We start from the raw sequence: 16,455 nt of genomic DNA, 5'->3' as shown, positions 1-16,455 counted from the left end.
GGCCTTAACTGTTCGTTTGGAATTGCAGATCGTTTACCCTCTATTTCATCGACGAATTTGAATTAAATCCGTAGCCTCATCTCACAAGCAAAGATGGTCGGAGGATTGTCGAGCGGCATCGCGAATGATGCCGGCGATCCTGAACGGCAAACCGGAGGCGGACGAGCATGAACGTGCGTGAAGCGGTCCTCACTGTCGACGAGACGCAGACGAGCTTCCTCGAGCAAGGTCCCTCGCTGATCGAGCGCGCCGCCCAAACTGCGGCTGCGGCGGCAGCCGACGCAGACGGCGTCGATCGCGACGCCCGCTTCCCTCACAAGGCTTTCGACGTCGCGCGTGAGCAGAAACTGCTCGGCGTCATGATCCCCGTCGAGTTCGGCGGCTTCGGTGCTTCGATCCACGACGTCACCGACATCTGCTACACGCTCGGGCGCGCCTGCGCCTCGACCGCGATGGTCTACGCGATGCACACGACCAAGGTCGCCTGCGTCATCAGGCACGGCCACGGCATCCCCTGGATGGAAACCATGATGCGCCGGGTCGCGCGCGACCAGTGGCTGCTCGCCTCCTCCACCACCGAAGGCCAGAACGGCGGCAACATTCGCGCCAGCGCCGCTGCCGTCGACCACGCCGGCGACACCGTTTCGCTGGTGCGCGACGCCACCGTGATTTCCTACGGCGCCGAGGCCGACGGTCTCGTCACCATCGCCCGCCGCGCCACCGAGGCCGCCGCCTCCGACCAGGTCTTGATGGCGCTCGCCAAGGACGATTATTCGCTGAAGCGGACGCTGGGCTGGGAGACGTTCGGCATGCGCGGCACCTGCTCGACCGGTTTCGAGCTGAAGGTCGACTGCCCGGCCGACCGCGTCTTCCCCGAATCCTATGACAAGATCCACGCCCAGACCATGACGCCGTTCGCGCATCTGTGCTGGTCGTCGGCCTGGGCCGGCATCGCCGCTGCTGCCGTGACCCGCGCACAGGCTTTCGTCCGCAAGGCCGCCCGCAGCTCCGGCGGACAGATGCCGCCGGCGGCCGCACATTTCACCGCCGCAAAAATGTCGCTCGCAAAACTCCGCGCGCTGATATCGGCCAATATCGACGCCTTCGCCCGCGCCGAGCATGATGAGCGCGCACTTGGCTCGCTCGATTTCCAGTCTTCGATCACGCTGCTGAAGGTGCAGGCCTCCGAGCTCGCGGTCGAGACCGTGATGCATGCGATGCGCACTGCGGGCCTTTCCGGCTACCGCAACGACGGCGAGTTCACCATGGGCCGCCATCTGCGCGACGTGCTGTCGTCGCCGATCATGATCAACAACGACCGCATCCTGGCCAACGCCGCGACTTCGACGCTCATGAGCGGCGTGCCGACGAGCCTTCGTGACTGACGAGCCTTCGATCAACAATAATAATTTCAGATAGCAGGACCTCGAACATGAACATTGCTGTTCTCCCCGATTCGCCCGAGACCGCCCCGCAGATCGTCGATCCGCTCGATCACCTCGCCGACAAGCTGTTCCATCGCATGGGTGCGGATGGCGTCTATGCCCGCACCGCGCTCTACGAGGGCGTTGTTGAAAAGCTCGCTGCGCTGATCACGAGCCATCGCGAAGCCGGTACCGAGGTGATGCGCTTCCCGCCGGTGATGAGCCGCTCCCAGCTGGAGAAATCCGGTTACCTCAAGAGCTTCCCGAACCTGCTCGGCTGCGTCTGCGGCCTGCACGGCACCGAGCGCGAGATCAACGCCGCGGTGAGCCGCTTCGATGCCGGCGGTGACTGGACTTCATCACTCTCACCAGCCGATCTCGTGCTGTCGCCCGCCGCCTGTTATCCGGTCTATCCGATCGCCGCGAGCCGCGGCCAGTTGCCGAAGGGCGGCCTGCGCTTCGACGTCGCCGCCGACTGCTTCCGCCGCGAGCCGTCAAAGCATCTCGACCGGCTGCAATCGTTCCGGATGCGCGAATATGTCTGCATCGGCAGTCCCGACGACGTGTCCGATTTCCGCGATCGCTGGATGGTGCGCGCGCAGGCGATCGCGACCGATCTCGGCCTCACCTTCCGCGTCGACTATGCCAGCGATCCCTTCTTCGGTCGCGTCGGCCAGATGAAGGCGGTGAGCCAGAAGCAGCAGCAGCTCAAATTCGAGCTGCTGATCCCGCTGCGCTCGGAAGAGCAGCCGACCGCCTGCATGAGCTTCAACTATCACCGCGAGCATTTCGGCATCACCTGGGGCATCCAGGACACCAATGGTGAGGCGGCCCACACCGGCTGCGTCGCTTTCGGCATGGACCGGCTTGCGGTCGCCATGTTCCAAACCCACGGCACCGACCTTTCCGCCTGGCCCGCCAAGGTGCGGGAGATCATGGGGCTACAGCCGCAAGTCGCGGCCGGCGCCCACGGCGAAGGCTGGCGCTAAGAGATAAGAGGCCGACCATTTCTACGGGCAAGACGAGCGTGATCCACACCAAGGTCCGATGCCGCGAGATCACCGAAGCCGACGTCGATGCGGTCGCGGACCTGTTGACGCGCGGCTTTGTGGGCCGCTCGCGCAATTATTGGATCCAGGGCCTGCGCCGGCAGGCTTTCCGGCCGGTGCCGGAGGGCTATCCGCGTTTCGGCTACATGCTCGACAATGACGGCACGCCGGTCGGCGTGCTGCTGCTGATCTACACGGCGCGGAAGGACGGCGAAACCACCGCCATCCACTGCAATTTGTCGAGCTGGTATGTCGATCCCGCCTACCGCAACTACGCGCCGCTGCTGACCAAGATCGCGCAGCGGCACAAGGACGTCACCTATCTCAACATCAGCCCGGCGGTGTGGACCTGGCCGATCATCGAGACGCAGGGCTTTCGCGCTTATTGCCGGGGCCTGTTCTTCTCGGTGCCAGCACTGTCGCGCGCGCCACGCTGGAGCAAGATCGAGGTCATCTCGCCCCACGCCAAGACGATTGAGGGGCTTTCCGAGACCGAGACCGAGCTGCTGACGCGGCATGCACGCTACAATTGCCTCAGCCTGGTCTGCCGCACGCCGAAGGGCACGTTCCCGTTCGTCCTGCAGCCGGTGCGCATCCGCCGCGGTTTCATTGCACCGCCGGCGATGCAATTGATCTACTGCCGCAGCGCCGCCGAATACGCCGCCTGCGCTGGCCGCATCGGCCGCCTGCTGCTGCGACTCGGCAAGATCTCGGTGATCGTCGACGCCAACGGCCCGATTCCCGGCCTCGTCGGCATTTATACCGAGCGGCGCGGCCGCAAATATTTCAAGGGCCCGCACCGGCCGCGGCTCGCCGACCTCACCGACACCGAGCTCGTGCTGTACGGACCGTAGTGGTCTGCAGCCTGCCCTAGCTCCGTCATCCTGAGGTGCTCGCCGCGCGCAGCGCGGTGAGCCTCGAAGGATGAACGGGCGGAATGCAGCCGGGCCGTCGCCCTTGGAGGCCTCCGCTTCGCTCCGGCACCTCAGGATGACGGTGATAAGGTCCGGGCTGGTGGTAAGACCTCACCATTCAGATGTCGGCACACACGCATCTATCCACCGCCAGTCACCCTCCGTAAACTACTGCGCTTAAGGGAATTTTCCCGCCTCTTCGTTACCCTCGGCACTCGGATTACGTTGCGTTAAGTGTATTGCACGCCGAGACCCACCGATCCCATGACGTCGACCTGCGACAACGAGCTTGGTGCACACCGTGAGCAGGGCCCGCAGGCCCTGGTCGCGCTCGGCCAGCTTGCGCTCGACCACATGGAGCAGGGCGTTTGCGTCTACGACGCCGACAACAGGATCGTGCTGATCAACCAGCGTTACCTCACGCTGTTCAACATGTCGGGCGAGATCGTCCGGGTCGGCACGCGCTATCGTGATGTGCTCGGCCACAGCGTTGTGCTCGGCAACATCCCGGCAGAGGAAGTCGACGCGCTCTACGCTTCACGAATCGCATTGATCGCGGCTGGCAAACCCTTCCGTACCCGCCAGACACTGCCAAGCGGCCTTGTCATAACGCTCGAACTGAAGCCGCTCCCCGACGGCGGCTGGATGACGATTTGCGATGATGTCAGCCGGCTCGCCCGGCTCGAGGCTGAGCTGCAGCTTCAGACCGAACGCAGCCAGCATGCGCTCGCCAACATGTCGCACGGCCTCATCATGTATGATTCCGACAGCCGCATCGTCGTCTGCAACGAGCGCTTCCTGACCCTCTACGACCTCGACCCCGACATCGTGAAGCCGGGCGTCGCCCACGAAACGACCATCGACCACTGGCTCTCGCGCGGCAACCTGCCGGGCATGTCCGCCGACGAATTCCACGACACGCGCCTGGGGGACGTGCGCGGCAGGAAGGCAAAGACCCTGCTGGTGATGCGCTACGACGGGCGGATGGTGCAGGCGGTCTCCCGCTTCCTGCCCGACGGCGGCTGGGTCACCGTGCATGAAGACGTCACCGAACGGCTGCAATACGAGGAGACGCTGAGGCAGCAGAACTTCATGCTCGACGCGGCGCTGGAGAACATGGCGCACGGGCTCGCCTTCTACGACAGCGACATGCGCCTGCGCGTCTGCAACAACACCTACCGCAAGATCTACCGGCTGTCGCCGGAAGAGACCAGGCCCGGCACGCATCTCGGCGAGTTGATCGAACGATCGATGACGAACGGCGCGTTCTCTTCGGAATACACCCCGCAGCAGATCCTGGAATCCGCCAGTGCACGGATCGCGAACCGCGATTCCTCGGCGATGCGCCGGAGCATGACGAACGACACCGTGATCTCGGTGCGCTATTGCGCGCTGGCCGAGGGCGGCTTCGTCGCCACCTACGAGGACATCACCGAGCGCGAGCACGCAGTCGAGGAGCTGAGCGAGCAATATCGCCGCTTCGACGCGGCGCTGAACAATATGAGCCAGGGCCTGTGCATGCTCGATTCGAGCCTGCGCGTGATCGTCTGCAACCGCCGCTATATCGAGATGTACGGGCTCTCGCCCGAGATCGTGAAGCCCGGCGTCTCGATGCGGGAGATCATGGAGCACAGCTGCGATCTCGGCATCCATCCGAACACGACGGGCGCGAAGATCTACGCCGACTATGTCGAGCGGCTGCGCGAGGGCGAGCACACGCTGCACCGCCATTTGAGCGACGGCCGCATCATCAAGCTCAACCACAAGCGGATGGAGCTCGGCGGCTGGGTCGTCACCTATGAGGACGTCACCGAGCGTCACAAGGCGCAGGCCCGCGTCGCGCACATGGCGCGGCACGACGCCCTGACCGACTTGCCCAACCGCACGCTGTTCCGCGAGAAGATGGGCGAGGGACTGAACCAGGTCGCGATCGCCGGCGGCGCGATGGCCGTGCTGTGCTTCGACCTCGACAATTTCAAGACCGTCAACGACCGCCTCGGCCACGCCGCCGGCGACCGGCTGTTGCGCTGGGTCGCCGCGCGGCTGAAGGAGAGTGTCGGCGAGCACGACACCGTTGCGCGCCTCGGCGGCGACGAGTTCGCCGTGCTCCAGCGCGGACCGCAGCCGCAATCGGCCGAACGGCTCGCCCGCCGCCTGGTCGAGATCATCGGCCACCCGCCGCCGCTGGAAAGCCAGTCGATCCATGTCGGCGTCTCCGTCGGCATCGCGATCGCGCCGGATCACGGGCTCGATGCCGACGAGCTGATGAAATGCGCCGACCTCGCGCTGTACCAGGCCAAGGCCAAAGGACGCGGCGCCTATCAGCTGTTCGAGCCCGAGATGGAGGAACAGGCGCGCAGCCGTCACGCACTCGAGCACGACCTGCGCGGCGCGCTGGAATCCAACGAATTCCACCTGGTGTTCCAGCCGCAGGTGCGGCTCGACACCACAGAGCTCACCGGTTTCGAGGCGCTTTTGCGCTGGAAACATCCGACGCGCGGCCTGGTTTCGCCGGCGGAATTCATTCCGCTCGCCGAAGAGAACGGGCTGATCGTTCCGATCGGCGAGTGGGTGCTGCGCTCCGCCTGCGCCACGGCCGCCTCCTGGCCTGCTATGACGATCGCGGTGAACCTGTCGCCGGTACAATTCCGCTCGCGCGGGCTGGTGACGATGGTCACGAGCGCGCTTGCCGAGGCCGGCCTGCCGCCGCAGCGGCTCGAGCTCGAGGTCACCGAGACCGCGCTGCTCGACGACAGCGAGGCAACGATCGAGATCCTGCACCAGCTCCGCGGACTCGGCGTGCGCGTCAGCCTCGACGATTTCGGCGTCGGCTATTCTTCGCTGAGTTATCTGCGCAAATTTCCGTTCGACCGCATCAAGATCGATCGTTCCTTTGTCGGCACGCTCGGCGAAAGCCCGGAGAGTGTCGCGATCGTCCGCACCATTGCGAGCCTGGGCTCCGTGCTCGGCGTCGAGACCACGGCGGAGGGTGTCGAGACGATCGAGCAGCTCGACTTCGTGCGCGCATGCGGCTGCACCGCGGTGCAGGGATTTTATTTCGGCAGGCCCTGCCCGGCGGACGAGGTCGGCCGCACGATCGAACGACTCACCATGGTCCGGCAAGTGGCGTGAGGGCACGCGGGGTGGATTAGCCGAAGGCGTAATCCACCAATTTCCATCCAGACGCGAGAAGGTGGTGGATTACGCTACGCTAATCCACCCTACGCAACTTACCCCGCCGCAGGCAGTGCACTGTCCGGCGACGCACCCCACGGGCGTTCCCCGGAGGCGAGGCCGATCAGGCGGCCCTGGATGTAGTCGCAACCCCAGTCGCGCAGCATGTTGGCGGCCTCTTCGTCCTGCACCCATTCGGCGACCGTCTTGATGTCGAGGCGGCGGGCGAGGTCGATCAGGGTCTGCACGAAGGCGCGATCGTCGGCGGAACGGGTGATGTTCTGCACGAAGGCGCCGTCGATCTTCACGATATCCACGCCGAGCTTGCGCAGATTGCGGAACGAGGTGTAGCCGGCGCCGAAATCGTCGATGGCGATGCGGCTGCCGAAATTCTTCAGCCGCGTGACGAAGCCGCGGACATCATCGATGTCCTGGATCGCAACCGTCTCGGTGATCTCGACGATCAGCCGCTCGGCGACGCCGGGATGGGCCTGCATCAGCGATTCGATGCCCGCCCACCAATCCGGATCCATGGTCGTATCAGGTGAGATGTTGAGGCTGAGACTTATGTCGGGCGCGGCCGCGAGCTCGGCAACCACGAGCTCGAGCACGCGATGATCGACGAGGCGAATCAGGCCGAGCCGTTCGGCAACCGGCACGATATCAGGCGCGAGCAGCACCTGGCCGTCACCCTGGTCCATCCGCACCAGGCATTCATGGAATGCGCTCGCGCGCGAGGCGGCCGCAACCACCGGCTCATAGGCGAGCTTGATGCGGCGCTCGTTCAGCGCGGTGACGATCTCGTCGGTGACGCGGATGTTGACGCGGCGCTGCGCATCGCGCGTGGCGTCCGGACGCCAGGTCGCAAATGAGCCGGCGCGGCGGCGCTTGGCGGCATCCAGCGTCTCATGGGCGCGGTTGACCGCCTCGTCGGTGTTGCGGGCGTAGCGCGGCAGGCTGACCGCGCCGATCGAGGCCGTGACCGAGACCGGACCTGATTTCGTCGGCACCACCTCGTCGCGGATGCCGGCAAGGAAACGCTCGGCCGCGACGTTCATGTCGTCGATGGTGCAGTTCTTCAGGATCAGGCCGAACTTGTTGCCGGAAAAGCGCCCGAGCACGTCGCCGCCGCGCAGGCGCGCACGGATGCGTTTGCCGATGTCGAGAATCACGGCATCGGCAACATCGAAGCCGAAGGCGTCGTTGACACGGGCGAGGTGATCGATCCCGACCAGCATGAAGGCCGCGGTCGAGCGGAAGCGGGCCGTCTCCTCGATCGCCTCGGCCAGCGCCGCGATCAGATGCGAGCGGTTGAGCTCGCCGGTGAGGGGATCGAGCCGCGCCAGCTTCGTCAGCTCTTCGTCGCGGGCATGACGCTCATTGTTGATGCGAACGGACCCGATCGCACGCGTAGGGCGGCCGTCGGGACCGGCAAACCAGCGGCCGGTCTCCTCGATCCAGACCACGGGATCGGCAGCGCTCATGCGCACGCCATACTCGACCCGATAGGGCGTGCCGTCGGCGCCGTGCACGGGGGAGGTCTGCGCCAGCGCGGCAGTTCGGAGCGTTTGCACGGGCTCGATCAGCTTGGCGAATTCGGCGCCGGTCGCGAGCCGCTCGGCGGGGATGCCGGGGAAGACGGCACTGAGCTGCTCACCCCAGACGATGACGTCACTGGCGATGTCCCAGGCGAACACGGCCTGGCCGAGGGCAGCCAGGATGTCGGAGGCTTGCGGCAATGCAGGGGTCAAAATCGCCTCGTTTCGGGACAGCGGGGAGTCCTGAGCCGGCACAGAATACGGCCAGATTCGCCTCCGACCCTAGGCAAAGTTCATAAACAATTTGGAAACCACGTTATGAAGGGGCGACGGAACCAAACGGCCCGTCCGGCATAGGCCTTGCGAGTACTGACACGCACCCGGCGCACGCGTCCCGAAACGCGACAGCGTCCGCCGGATCAACGGTGATTGCGATGTTGGGTACCGATCGATCAGACGAGGCGGCGAACGGCACGGGCACGGCCCTGGTGCCGATGATTCCGACGTTGCAGTGGGTTAACAAGACGCCGCTGCCGCGCCCGGATTCGAGCTTCGTCACCCAGCTCATCGCCAATGCCGAGCACCTGCCCCAGACGAGCCGGCTCCGCCGCGCGTCCTCCGAAGATGCGCAGATGGCCTATGGCAACAAGCGCCCGCTTCCAAGCGTCACCGCGCGCACGCGGCAGGTGGCTTGAACACAACGAATTTGTTGAAGGACGCGCGGCCTCTTACCTCTCCCCGTAAGAACGGGGCGAGGAAGCGCACCACCGGCGCGGTGAGGCTTAGGCAAATCTCAAAAAATCAGCGCGGCGCGTCGGGCGAGGACGGGGTGCCGTTGCCTGGCTGCAGGTCCGGCGAGGGAATTTCCGGCGAGGGCGGCGTCACCGGCTTGGGCGCGGGATGATCCATCAGCACGGATTCAGCGACCGACTGCGCGGAAGGCGCAGGCGGCGCTGCTTGCGGCGCGGTCACCGGCTCGAACCTGGGCTCGGACGCGACATCCTCCACCGGCGCCTCGGCCTGGCGCTTGGACTTGCGCGGCGCCGGCACTGTCGTCTCGGCGACATAGGTGACGCGGCGGCGCGTGCGCTGAGCGATACCGCCGAGGAAATCGGCCATCGCGAGCAGCACCAGCAGGAAAAAAGTGGAGTTGCCGAATTTGGGCCACATCACGAATTCGGCCGCGGCCGCGCCGAACATGATCAGCGACAGCAGATGATCCATCAGGAATTTCGAGCCGGGCCGCGCGCCTTTGACGACTTCGAGCAGCAGCAGCACGATCCCGAGGGCGAGCATCAAGTCGGCGAGCGTGACCGGCCAGGCCTCGCCCGTGATCATCGGCACCTTGAACAGCACGTCCGTAAAGGACACGCTCGGCATCAGGAAGGCGATGATGTTGTAGACCGCGAGCGGAATCAAAAGCAGCGGGAAACCGACCATCGGCGAAATGCCTTCTCGATCAAGATATCCGGACAGGACAATGCGGCGGCGAAGCATTGGCTCCGCCGCCGTCACTGTCATATCTCATAGGGTGGCCGAAATCAGGCAGGCGAAATCATCCTGCCCGGAGAAAGGTCCTAAAACTCAGGACTCTTTCTTCTTCAGGACCTGACGGCCCTTGTACATGCCGGTCTTGAGGTCGAGATGGTGCGGACGACGGAGCTCGCCGGAGTCCTTGTCTTCCACATAGGTCGGCTTCTTGATGGCGTCTGCCGAGCGGCGCATGCCACGACGCGACGGCGAGGTTTTTCTTCTCGGAACGGCCATTTCAATATCCTCTAGGGATTGGTGTTTCGGGGCATCGTCCACGAAGGAACGGCTCAGCACCCGCAAACCGAGGCGAGCTGAATGCCAGTCAAGGCCGGGCTTATAGAGGAAGGCCGACCTTAAATCTAGGGTTCTGGGCCGGAAAATACGCCCGAAAAGGACCCGAAATCAGCGATTTTCCCGCCAGCAGGTCGAAAGCGAGCTCGCCTGCCCCCGCGCCACATAGGTCCCGGCCAGCCGCCGGACACCCGGGCCAGGGGTCCGGGCGCTGCGTTTGACCGGATTCGGCAGGATCGAGGCCAGCAGGGCCGCCTCCCGGGGCGAGAGGTCCCCGGCCGATTTGCCGAAGGCATAGGCGCTGGCCGCCTCGACGCCAAACTGACCCTGCGGGCCGAGCTCGGCGATGTTGAGGTAAATTTCCAGGATCCGCGGCTTGGGCAGGACGAAGTCGATCCACAGCGCCAGCGGGAATTCCAGACCCTTGCGGACGAAATCCCGGCCCTGCCAGAGGAACAGGTTTTTCGCGACCTGCTGGGTGATGGTGGAGGCGCCCCGGAAGGCGGTGCCGTCCTCCTTGGCGTCGTCGATGGCCTCGCGCAGTGCGCCCCAGTCGATGCCATGATGCTTGCAGAAATGGGCGTCCTCGGCCGCCACCACCGCGCGCGGTAGATAAGGCGACATCGCCGCCAGATCGATCCATTCCCGCTGCATCGGCGCGCCCCGCAGGCTGCGCCAGGCCATCAGTGTCGAAACCGGATGGCCGGTGCGGTAGAACGGCGCGATCACGTAAGGCGCGAGAACGACGACCGCGAGCGCTACCAGCAGGATTTTGACGATGCGCAAATCGACCTTTCCGGCGCGGAACGAAACGCGGCCACGGATCCCGGCATTAAGTCTGTGATAAATCGGGCCTTTTCCAGCACTTTTTAGGCCTTCCAAACGATTGACTGAGGCGGGCGCATAAAGGATTGTCCCGCCGAATTTTAGTTCTGGAGCCCTTCTTGATGACCGGCACGTCCCCGTCCGATTTCGCCAAACGTCTGGACAAGACCGCTGATGATACCGAGGCCCTGCTCGGCCGCCTGCTGTCGGACGACATCCTGCACGATGAGATCGCCCGGCCCAAGCGACTGATGGACGCAATGCGCTATTCGAGCCTGAACGGCGGCAAGCGCCTGCGGCCGTTCCTGGTCGTCGAAAGCGCGGCCGTGTTCGGAGTTCCCCGCGAAGCGGCGCTGCTCGTCGGCGCGGCGCTCGAATGCATCCACTGCTATTCGCTGATTCATGACGATCTGCCGGCGATGGACAATTCAGACCTGCGCCGCGGCCGCCCCACCCTGCACAAGCAGACCGATGACGCCACCGCGATCCTCGCCGGCGACGGCCTGTTGACGCTGGCCTTCGACATCGTCACCCGCGACGAGATCCATCGCGACGCCAATGTGCAGCTGCTGCTGACGCGCGCGCTGGCGCGCTGCGCCGGCATCGGCGGCATGGTCGGCGGCCAGATCCTCGATCTCGCCGGCGAAGGCCGCTTCGGCGGCAACGAGCCGATCGATGTCGCACGTATTCAGCAGATGAAAACCGGCGCGCTGTTGCGCTACGGCTGCATCGCCGGCGCGATCCTCGGCCAGGCCCCGCAAAAGGAATATCAGGCGCTCGACGATTACGGCCGCGCGCTCGGCGAAGCCTTCCAGATCGCGGACGATCTGCTCGACGTCGAAGGCGATGCCGCAGCCCTCGGCAAGCCGGCCGGCGCCGATGCCGCGCTCGGCAAGACCACCTTCGTCACCCAACTCGGCATCGATGGCGCCAAGCAGCGCGTGCGCGACCTGCTCGCGCGTGCGGACAGCGCCGTGTCGATCTTCGGCGACCGTGCCGCCGTGCTGCAAGCCGCAGCGCGGTTCGTCGCTGAGCGCAAGAGCTAGCGCGCAACGATGGCGATCGAGGGCAAAGAAGATCCCGTCCTCGCCCGCTTCCGCAAGATGTCGCGGCCGGTGCGGCTGATCTACGCGCGGCCGCGGACCTTTATCTCGCTCGGCGTCGGCATCCTCGTCTGCCTGCTCGTGCCGGGCTCGCACCGGCTGGTGACGCGCCTCTTGTTCGGCTGGGATGCGCTGATCGCGGTCTATCTCGTGCTGGTCTATGCGATGATGCTGTGCAACGACCATCAGCACATCCGCCGCAGCGCGGCGATGCAGGACGACGGCCGCTTCGTGATCCTGCTGGTGACGGCGATCGGCGCCTTCGCGAGCATCGCGGCGATCGTTTCCGAACTCGGCACGCCGCATCGTGGGGCATGGGAGCTGACGATCGCGATCACCACCATCGCGCTGTCCTGGGCCGCCGTGCACACCACCTTCGCGCTGCATTACGCCCATGACTATTACCGCCAGCCGGTGGGCGGGTTGCAGTTCCCGAGCGGCGACAAGGAGGACCACGCCGATTATTGGGACTTCGTCTATTTCTCATTTGTGATCGGCATGACCGCGCAGGTCTCCGACGTCGGCATCACAGACAAGACCATCCGCCGCACCGCCACCGCGCACGGCATCGTCTCGTTCATCTACAACACGGCCTTGCTGGCTTTGACGGTGAACATCGCGGCGAGCGCGATTTCGGCTTGACGTCGTCCCTGCAAGGTCAATGACACACCTCGGCATTGGCATCGTTGCCGGGTCCGCCGCCGCCGCGATATTCGAGATGGCAGCCGCGGTTGACCGGACGGCAGCCGGTGCCATTGCAGAAGACCTGCCCGCCGCCCGAGGCGCGACCCGCGCCGGCTGCAATACCGGCCGCGGCGCCGCCCATGCCGCCATAACCACCCGCGGCGCCGATCTGCGGGCGCTGCCGCACCGGACGGTCCTCGCTGTCGTCGCGCCGCGAGGTCGCGGGCTTTGACGACGCGGGCTTGGCGGCGCGCTGCTTCACGCAGTCATTGTCGTCGTCGAGCACATAACCGTCGCCGCAGACGATCTTGGTACACTTGTCGCCGTCGGCCTTGAAGCCGTGCTCACAGACCAGCGGGCAGACGCGCGACGGCTTGGCCTTGACCGTATCGAGCGCGTCGGTGCTCGCCACCTTCACGTCGAGCTTGGTGCCGGCATAGCGGTTGAACTGCGACAGCGACCGCTGCGAGGACGTGGTCCAATTGCCGTCGGCTTGGCCCGAGAAGCAACCGACGCGGCTGAGCTCAGTTTGCATCGAGCGGCTGAGATCGGCCGGCGCGGTCGCCGGCGTCAGCGAAGCGACGTTGGTGCCGGCGGGGCTCGCCGTACTGGGCGCAGCATTCGGCGCGGCGGCGGCGAGATTGACGCGCTGCTGTTCGGCGGCAGCCGCCTGCTGTTGCGCCTGCTCCTTGGCCTTCTGGGCGACGAGCTGCGCCTGCTCGGCCGCCTTGGCATCGGCTGCGGCCTTGGCCTGCGTATCCTTCTGAGCACCGAGGGCAGCGAGACGATCACGCTCGGCCTCGGCCTGCTTCGCCTTCTCGGTGGCCGTCGCATGAGCCTGCTCGGCGCCGATTTTCTCGACTTGAAGCTTGGCAAGGCTCGCATAGAAACCGTCGGGATGCTGGGCGAGGAACGCATCCCACGCCGCCCTGTTGCCGACCTGGAGCGCGAGCTCGTAGTCGCGGCGGATATCGACCTGCGGGTTCGCCACTGGTGCCGCAGGTGCTGCAGCCACCATCTTGACCGGCACCAGCGGCACATCTTCGCCGCCGAGCGAGCCGTACACGAACGGCTCCTGCTTGTTGCCGGTCGATTTGAGCACGTCGTCGCGCACGAAACCGAAGGCGCGGCGGACGTCGAGGCCCGGTGTCGTCAGATGCTTCGACAGCGCGATCGTGAAAGGACTGTTGGCGCCGTCGCCATCCTGGGCCGTGAAGCCGGCCTTGGCCGAATAGGCAATCAGCGTGTTGGAGCTGGTCGGCTCGACCTGGGCCAGGCCACGGCCAATGCCGCGCGACGCAAGCGTGCGCTTCATGGTCCTGCCGAACGGATTGTCGCGGCAGGCATCGAGGATCACCAGGCGAAGCTGTTTTGCCGGCTCGACCGCGACCAGGACGCGATCGAGGGAGAGCGCCTCGTCGTAGACATCGGTGTCGCGCTCGAGCTTGGCATCGACGGGGATCAGATAGTTCGAGCCTTCGACCTCGATGCCGTGGCCGGCATAGTAGACCACGGCAATGTCGGCATCGCGGGTTGTATCGGCGAATTCGCGCAGCACACGCCGCGTATCCAGCGCCGTCAGGTCGTGCCGGGAATCGACGATGTCGAAGCCGGCGTCCTTCAGCGTCTTCGCCATCACCGAGCCGTCATTGACGGGGTTCGTCAGCGACGGCGCGTGCTGGTAGGCCGAGTTGGCGATCACCAGCGCGACCCGCTTTCCTGCGAATGCGGGCCCGGCGCCGAACAGCAGCGCTGCGGCGAGGAGAAGCGGGTAAAGTCTGAACAAAATGCGCATGACAACTTCCGAAAATTCAGGGCCGTTCGCCCCTTTGGGACCGCTTTAGCAAGATCCACCGCCGTCGCTTGTGATGGAGGTCACGAAGGCGGCGCCGACGACAGGCCGAGAGCCCCCTTTTTGTATGTCGCGCCAGCGCGGTCGGGGTTCGCCGACGAATGCCCGCGCGGATCGGATTCCCCTAGGAATCCCCGACATGCCCCCGGTACTGCGGCAGATTGTCCGTGATCTCGTGCCAGGGCGCCTTCGAGCCGACAAAAATATGGGCGTTTGGCCGGATCGAGGGGGCATCGACCAGGGTTCCCATGGCGACATGGACCCATTTTCCCTCGCGCACCCGGGAATAAAGCAGCGAGCCGCAGCGGACGCAGTGCGCGTCATGGGTGATGTCGTCGCCGTAGATCAACCGCTGGTCCTCGCCATGGACGATACGGAGCTTGTCCTGCGGGATTCCGGCGAACGGCTTGAAGGCCGAGCCGGTGGTGCGGCGGCAATTCGAGCAGTGGCAGTTCATCGCATAGGAGAATGCGTCCGCCACCTCGTAGCGCACGGCGCGGCAATAGCATTCGCCGGTGAGGATACGAGCGTTCGAATTTTCTGATCCGGTCATGGCAATGCCTTGGCGCAAATGGCTGACACAGCCATAGCGCATTTCGATGTGTACGACTAAGTTCCGCCCAAGCCATCATCCAAAGGGACGACCCATGAGCCAGAACCGTTCGAGCGTCGAAGCCGTCGTGCAATCCTATTTCGACGGACTCTACGATGGCGATGCCGAAAAGCTCGGCGCGATCTTCCATCCCTCGGCCGATTTGCGCTGGGTCGAGAAGGGCGAATTGCAGGTGTTGACCGTACCCGACTGGCTCGACCGCGTGCGCAAGCGCCCCTCCGGCAAGGCCGAAGGCAAGCCGCGCGAGGATTTCATCGTCACCATCGACCGCTCCGACGAGAAGACGGCCTTCATCAAGGTCCGGTGCCAGCTGCCGCCACGTTTCTTCACGGATTATCTGGTGGCGATGAAGCTCGCCGATGGCTGGCAGATCGTGTCGAAATCGTATCGGTATGATTTGAGAGACTGAGAGGGCTTTCACCCTCGCACTGCCCGAAATCCGGCACACTCGCCCCGCATTCTCCGTCATTGCGAGCGCAGCGAAGCAATCCAGTCTGTCTCCGCGGAGAGATTCTGGATTGCTTCGCTCCGCTCGCAATGACGATGTCTGAAAGTTCCCATGCCGCTCGACCGCCGTTCCCTGCTCGCCTCGCTCTGCTGGATCGCCGCTTCGCCCGCATTCGCCGCGGAGGCGCCACCTGAACTCGAATCCTACGAGCGCGAAAGCGGCGGGCGGATCGGGGTCTATGCTGAAAACCTTGCGACCGGCGCCAAGCTCGCCTGGCGTGCCGACGAGCGCTTTGTGATGTGCTCGACCTTCAAGGCCTCGCTCGCGGCCTGCGTGCTGGCACGGGTCGATCGCGGCGAGGAGCAGCTTGCGAGCATGATCCCTTACGGCAAGGCTGACCTGCTGGAGTACGCACCGGTCGCGAAGCAGAATCTTTCGGCCGGCGCGATGTCGGTCACCGAGATGTGCAAGGCGATCGTCGAGCTCAGCGACAACACCTGCGCCAATTTGCTGCTGGCGCGGATCGGCGGCCCCGCCGCACTCACCGCATTCTGGCGATCGCTCGGCGACACCATCTCGCGGCTCGACCACAACGAGCCCGAGCTCAATCGCTCGCCACCCGGCGATCCCCATGACACGGCGACGCCAGCAGCGATGGCGAGCAATCTGAAGCGGCTGGTGACGGGCGAGGCGCTGTCAGGCGCCTCGCGTGCCCAGCTCACCGAATGGATGGTCGGCTGCAAGACCGGCGCGAACCGGCTGCGCGGCGGCCTGCCGGCAGCCTGGACCATCGGCGACAAGACCGGCAACAACGGCAAGGACGCATCGGGCGATATCGCGGTGGTTTGGCCGAAGCCAGATCGGCCGATCCTGATCGCGGCCTATACCCAGGGCGGCACGCCGACCTCAGCACAGATCGAGGCGGCGTTCGCGCGCATCGGGCGCATGGTGGCCGAACGTCTCGCGTGAACCGCGCTGCATTGACCTTCTGGCCGCTTCCGGGCCAA

At 65.1% G+C, this 16,455-nt stretch carries 15 protein-coding genes; 9 read left to right on the top strand and 6 right to left on the bottom strand.

Going from position 1 to position 16,455, the window contains the following annotated elements:
* Positions 1-167: 167 nt before the first annotated feature.
* From BMW89_RS12340 to BMW89_RS12325, 4 genes are all read left to right on the top strand, one after another.
* Complete coding sequence (locus BMW89_RS12340; RefSeq protein ID WP_092026545.1) at positions 168-1,385, top strand: acyl-CoA dehydrogenase family protein; 1,218 nt, start codon at positions 168-170, stop codon at positions 1,383-1,385.
* 47 nt (positions 1,386-1,432) lie between these two features.
* Complete coding sequence (locus BMW89_RS12335; RefSeq protein WP_092026542.1) at positions 1,433-2,413, top strand: amino acid--[acyl-carrier-protein] ligase; 981 nt, start codon at positions 1,433-1,435, stop codon at positions 2,411-2,413.
* A gap of 38 nt (positions 2,414-2,451) precedes the next feature.
* Positions 2,452-3,327, top strand: coding sequence for a GNAT family N-acetyltransferase (locus BMW89_RS12330; RefSeq protein WP_092026539.1), 876 nt, complete (start codon positions 2,452-2,454; stop codon positions 3,325-3,327).
* Between the two features lie 324 nt (positions 3,328-3,651).
* Positions 3,652-6,519, top strand: a complete 2,868-nt coding sequence (locus BMW89_RS12325; protein ID WP_092026536.1) for a PAS-domain containing protein — start codon at positions 3,652-3,654, stop codon at positions 6,517-6,519.
* 98 nt (positions 6,520-6,617) lie between these two features.
* Here the strand turns inward: BMW89_RS12325 and BMW89_RS12320 are convergent, their stop codons facing one another.
* Positions 6,618-8,312 carry a bifunctional diguanylate cyclase/phosphodiesterase gene (locus BMW89_RS12320; RefSeq protein WP_177196002.1) on the bottom strand — a complete coding sequence of 565 codons (1,695 nt, stop codon included), beginning with the start codon at positions 8,310-8,312 and terminating at the stop codon, positions 6,618-6,620.
* A 221-nt stretch (positions 8,313-8,533) separates the two neighbouring features.
* Between BMW89_RS12320 and BMW89_RS12315 the strand changes: the two genes are divergently transcribed.
* On the top strand, positions 8,534-8,794 hold the full coding sequence (locus BMW89_RS12315; protein ID WP_177196001.1) for a hypothetical protein: 261 nt from the start codon (positions 8,534-8,536) through the stop codon (positions 8,792-8,794).
* A gap of 106 nt (positions 8,795-8,900) precedes the next feature.
* On the opposite strand, the gene BMW89_RS12310 is transcribed toward BMW89_RS12315, so the two are convergent.
* From BMW89_RS12310 to mtgA, 3 genes are all read right to left on the bottom strand, one after another.
* Complete coding sequence (locus tag BMW89_RS12310; RefSeq protein WP_177196000.1) at positions 8,901-9,539, bottom strand: hypothetical protein; 639 nt, start codon at positions 9,537-9,539, stop codon at positions 8,901-8,903.
* Positions 9,540-9,683: 144 nt separating this feature from the next.
* Complete coding sequence (gene rpmF / locus BMW89_RS12305; RefSeq protein WP_007598106.1) at positions 9,684-9,866, bottom strand: 50S ribosomal protein L32; 183 nt, start codon at positions 9,864-9,866, stop codon at positions 9,684-9,686.
* A gap of 168 nt (positions 9,867-10,034) precedes the next feature.
* The gene (gene mtgA, locus BMW89_RS12300; RefSeq protein ID WP_092026525.1) at positions 10,035-10,709 is read right to left on the bottom strand and encodes a monofunctional biosynthetic peptidoglycan transglycosylase; all 675 of its coding nucleotides are present in this window, start codon (positions 10,707-10,709) and stop codon (positions 10,035-10,037) included.
* 161 nt (positions 10,710-10,870) lie between these two features.
* Between mtgA and BMW89_RS12295 the strand changes: the two genes are divergently transcribed.
* Positions 10,871-11,794 (top strand): polyprenyl synthetase family protein, encoded by a 924-nt coding sequence (locus BMW89_RS12295; RefSeq protein WP_092026522.1) that lies wholly within the window; start codon positions 10,871-10,873, stop codon positions 11,792-11,794.
* A 9-nt stretch (positions 11,795-11,803) separates the two neighbouring features.
* Complete coding sequence (locus BMW89_RS12290) at positions 11,804-12,493, top strand: DUF1345 domain-containing protein (protein ID WP_092026519.1); 690 nt, start codon at positions 11,804-11,806, stop codon at positions 12,491-12,493.
* A gap of 16 nt (positions 12,494-12,509) precedes the next feature.
* On the opposite strand, the gene BMW89_RS12285 is transcribed toward BMW89_RS12290, so the two are convergent.
* Positions 12,510-14,330 carry a caspase family protein gene (locus BMW89_RS12285; RefSeq protein WP_092026516.1) on the bottom strand — a complete coding sequence of 607 codons (1,821 nt, stop codon included), beginning with the start codon at positions 14,328-14,330 and terminating at the stop codon, positions 12,510-12,512.
* A gap of 181 nt (positions 14,331-14,511) precedes the next feature.
* Positions 14,512-14,940, bottom strand: a complete 429-nt coding sequence (locus tag BMW89_RS12280; RefSeq protein WP_177195999.1) for a GFA family protein — start codon at positions 14,938-14,940, stop codon at positions 14,512-14,514.
* A gap of 94 nt (positions 14,941-15,034) precedes the next feature.
* On the opposite strand from BMW89_RS12280, the gene BMW89_RS12275 reads away from it, so the two are divergent.
* Positions 15,035-15,409, top strand: coding sequence for a nuclear transport factor 2 family protein (locus BMW89_RS12275; RefSeq protein ID WP_092026511.1), 375 nt, complete (start codon positions 15,035-15,037; stop codon positions 15,407-15,409).
* A gap of 150 nt (positions 15,410-15,559) precedes the next feature.
* On the top strand, positions 15,560-16,417 hold the full coding sequence (bla, locus tag BMW89_RS12270; protein ID WP_092026508.1) for a class A beta-lactamase: 858 nt from the start codon (positions 15,560-15,562) through the stop codon (positions 16,415-16,417).
* The last annotated feature ends 38 nt before the right edge of the window (positions 16,418-16,455 follow it).

Origin of the sequence: Bradyrhizobium sp. OK095, assembly GCF_900109945.1 — a bacterium.
In the GTDB taxonomy this organism is placed as follows: Bacteria; Pseudomonadota; Alphaproteobacteria; order Rhizobiales; family Xanthobacteraceae; genus Bradyrhizobium.
Note: the sequence above shows the minus strand (reverse complement) of the source record. Positions and strands in the feature narration are given on the sequence as shown.

What these genes read in the sequence shown, in the direction of transcription:
- BMW89_RS12340 (WP_092026545.1), top strand. Translation starts at nt 168, where the DNA reads ATGAACGTGCGTGAAGCGGTCCTCACTGTCGACGAGACGCAGACGAGC.
- BMW89_RS12335 (WP_092026542.1), top strand. Translation starts at nt 1,433, where the DNA reads ATGAACATTGCTGTTCTCCCCGATTCGCCCGAGACCGCCCCGCAGATC.
- BMW89_RS12325 (WP_092026536.1), top strand. Translation starts at nt 3,652, where the DNA reads ATGACGTCGACCTGCGACAACGAGCTTGGTGCACACCGTGAGCAGGGC.
- BMW89_RS12315 (WP_177196001.1), top strand. Translation starts at nt 8,534, where the DNA reads ATGTTGGGTACCGATCGATCAGACGAGGCGGCGAACGGCACGGGCACG.
- BMW89_RS12310 (WP_177196000.1), bottom strand. Translation starts at nt 9,539, where the DNA reads ATGGTCGGTTTCCCGCTGCTTTTGATTCCGCTCGCGGTCTACAACATC.
- rpmF (WP_007598106.1), bottom strand. Translation starts at nt 9,866, where the DNA reads ATGGCCGTTCCGAGAAGAAAAACCTCGCCGTCGCGTCGTGGCATGCGC.
- BMW89_RS12295 (WP_092026522.1), top strand. Translation starts at nt 10,871, where the DNA reads ATGACCGGCACGTCCCCGTCCGATTTCGCCAAACGTCTGGACAAGACC.
- BMW89_RS12290 (WP_092026519.1), top strand. Translation starts at nt 11,804, where the DNA reads ATGGCGATCGAGGGCAAAGAAGATCCCGTCCTCGCCCGCTTCCGCAAG.
- BMW89_RS12285 (WP_092026516.1), bottom strand. Translation starts at nt 14,330, where the DNA reads ATGCGCATTTTGTTCAGACTTTACCCGCTTCTCCTCGCCGCAGCGCTG.
- BMW89_RS12280 (WP_177195999.1), bottom strand. Translation starts at nt 14,940, where the DNA reads ATGACCGGATCAGAAAATTCGAACGCTCGTATCCTCACCGGCGAATGC.
- BMW89_RS12275 (WP_092026511.1), top strand. Translation starts at nt 15,035, where the DNA reads ATGAGCCAGAACCGTTCGAGCGTCGAAGCCGTCGTGCAATCCTATTTC.
- bla (WP_092026508.1), top strand. Translation starts at nt 15,560, where the DNA reads ATGCCGCTCGACCGCCGTTCCCTGCTCGCCTCGCTCTGCTGGATCGCC.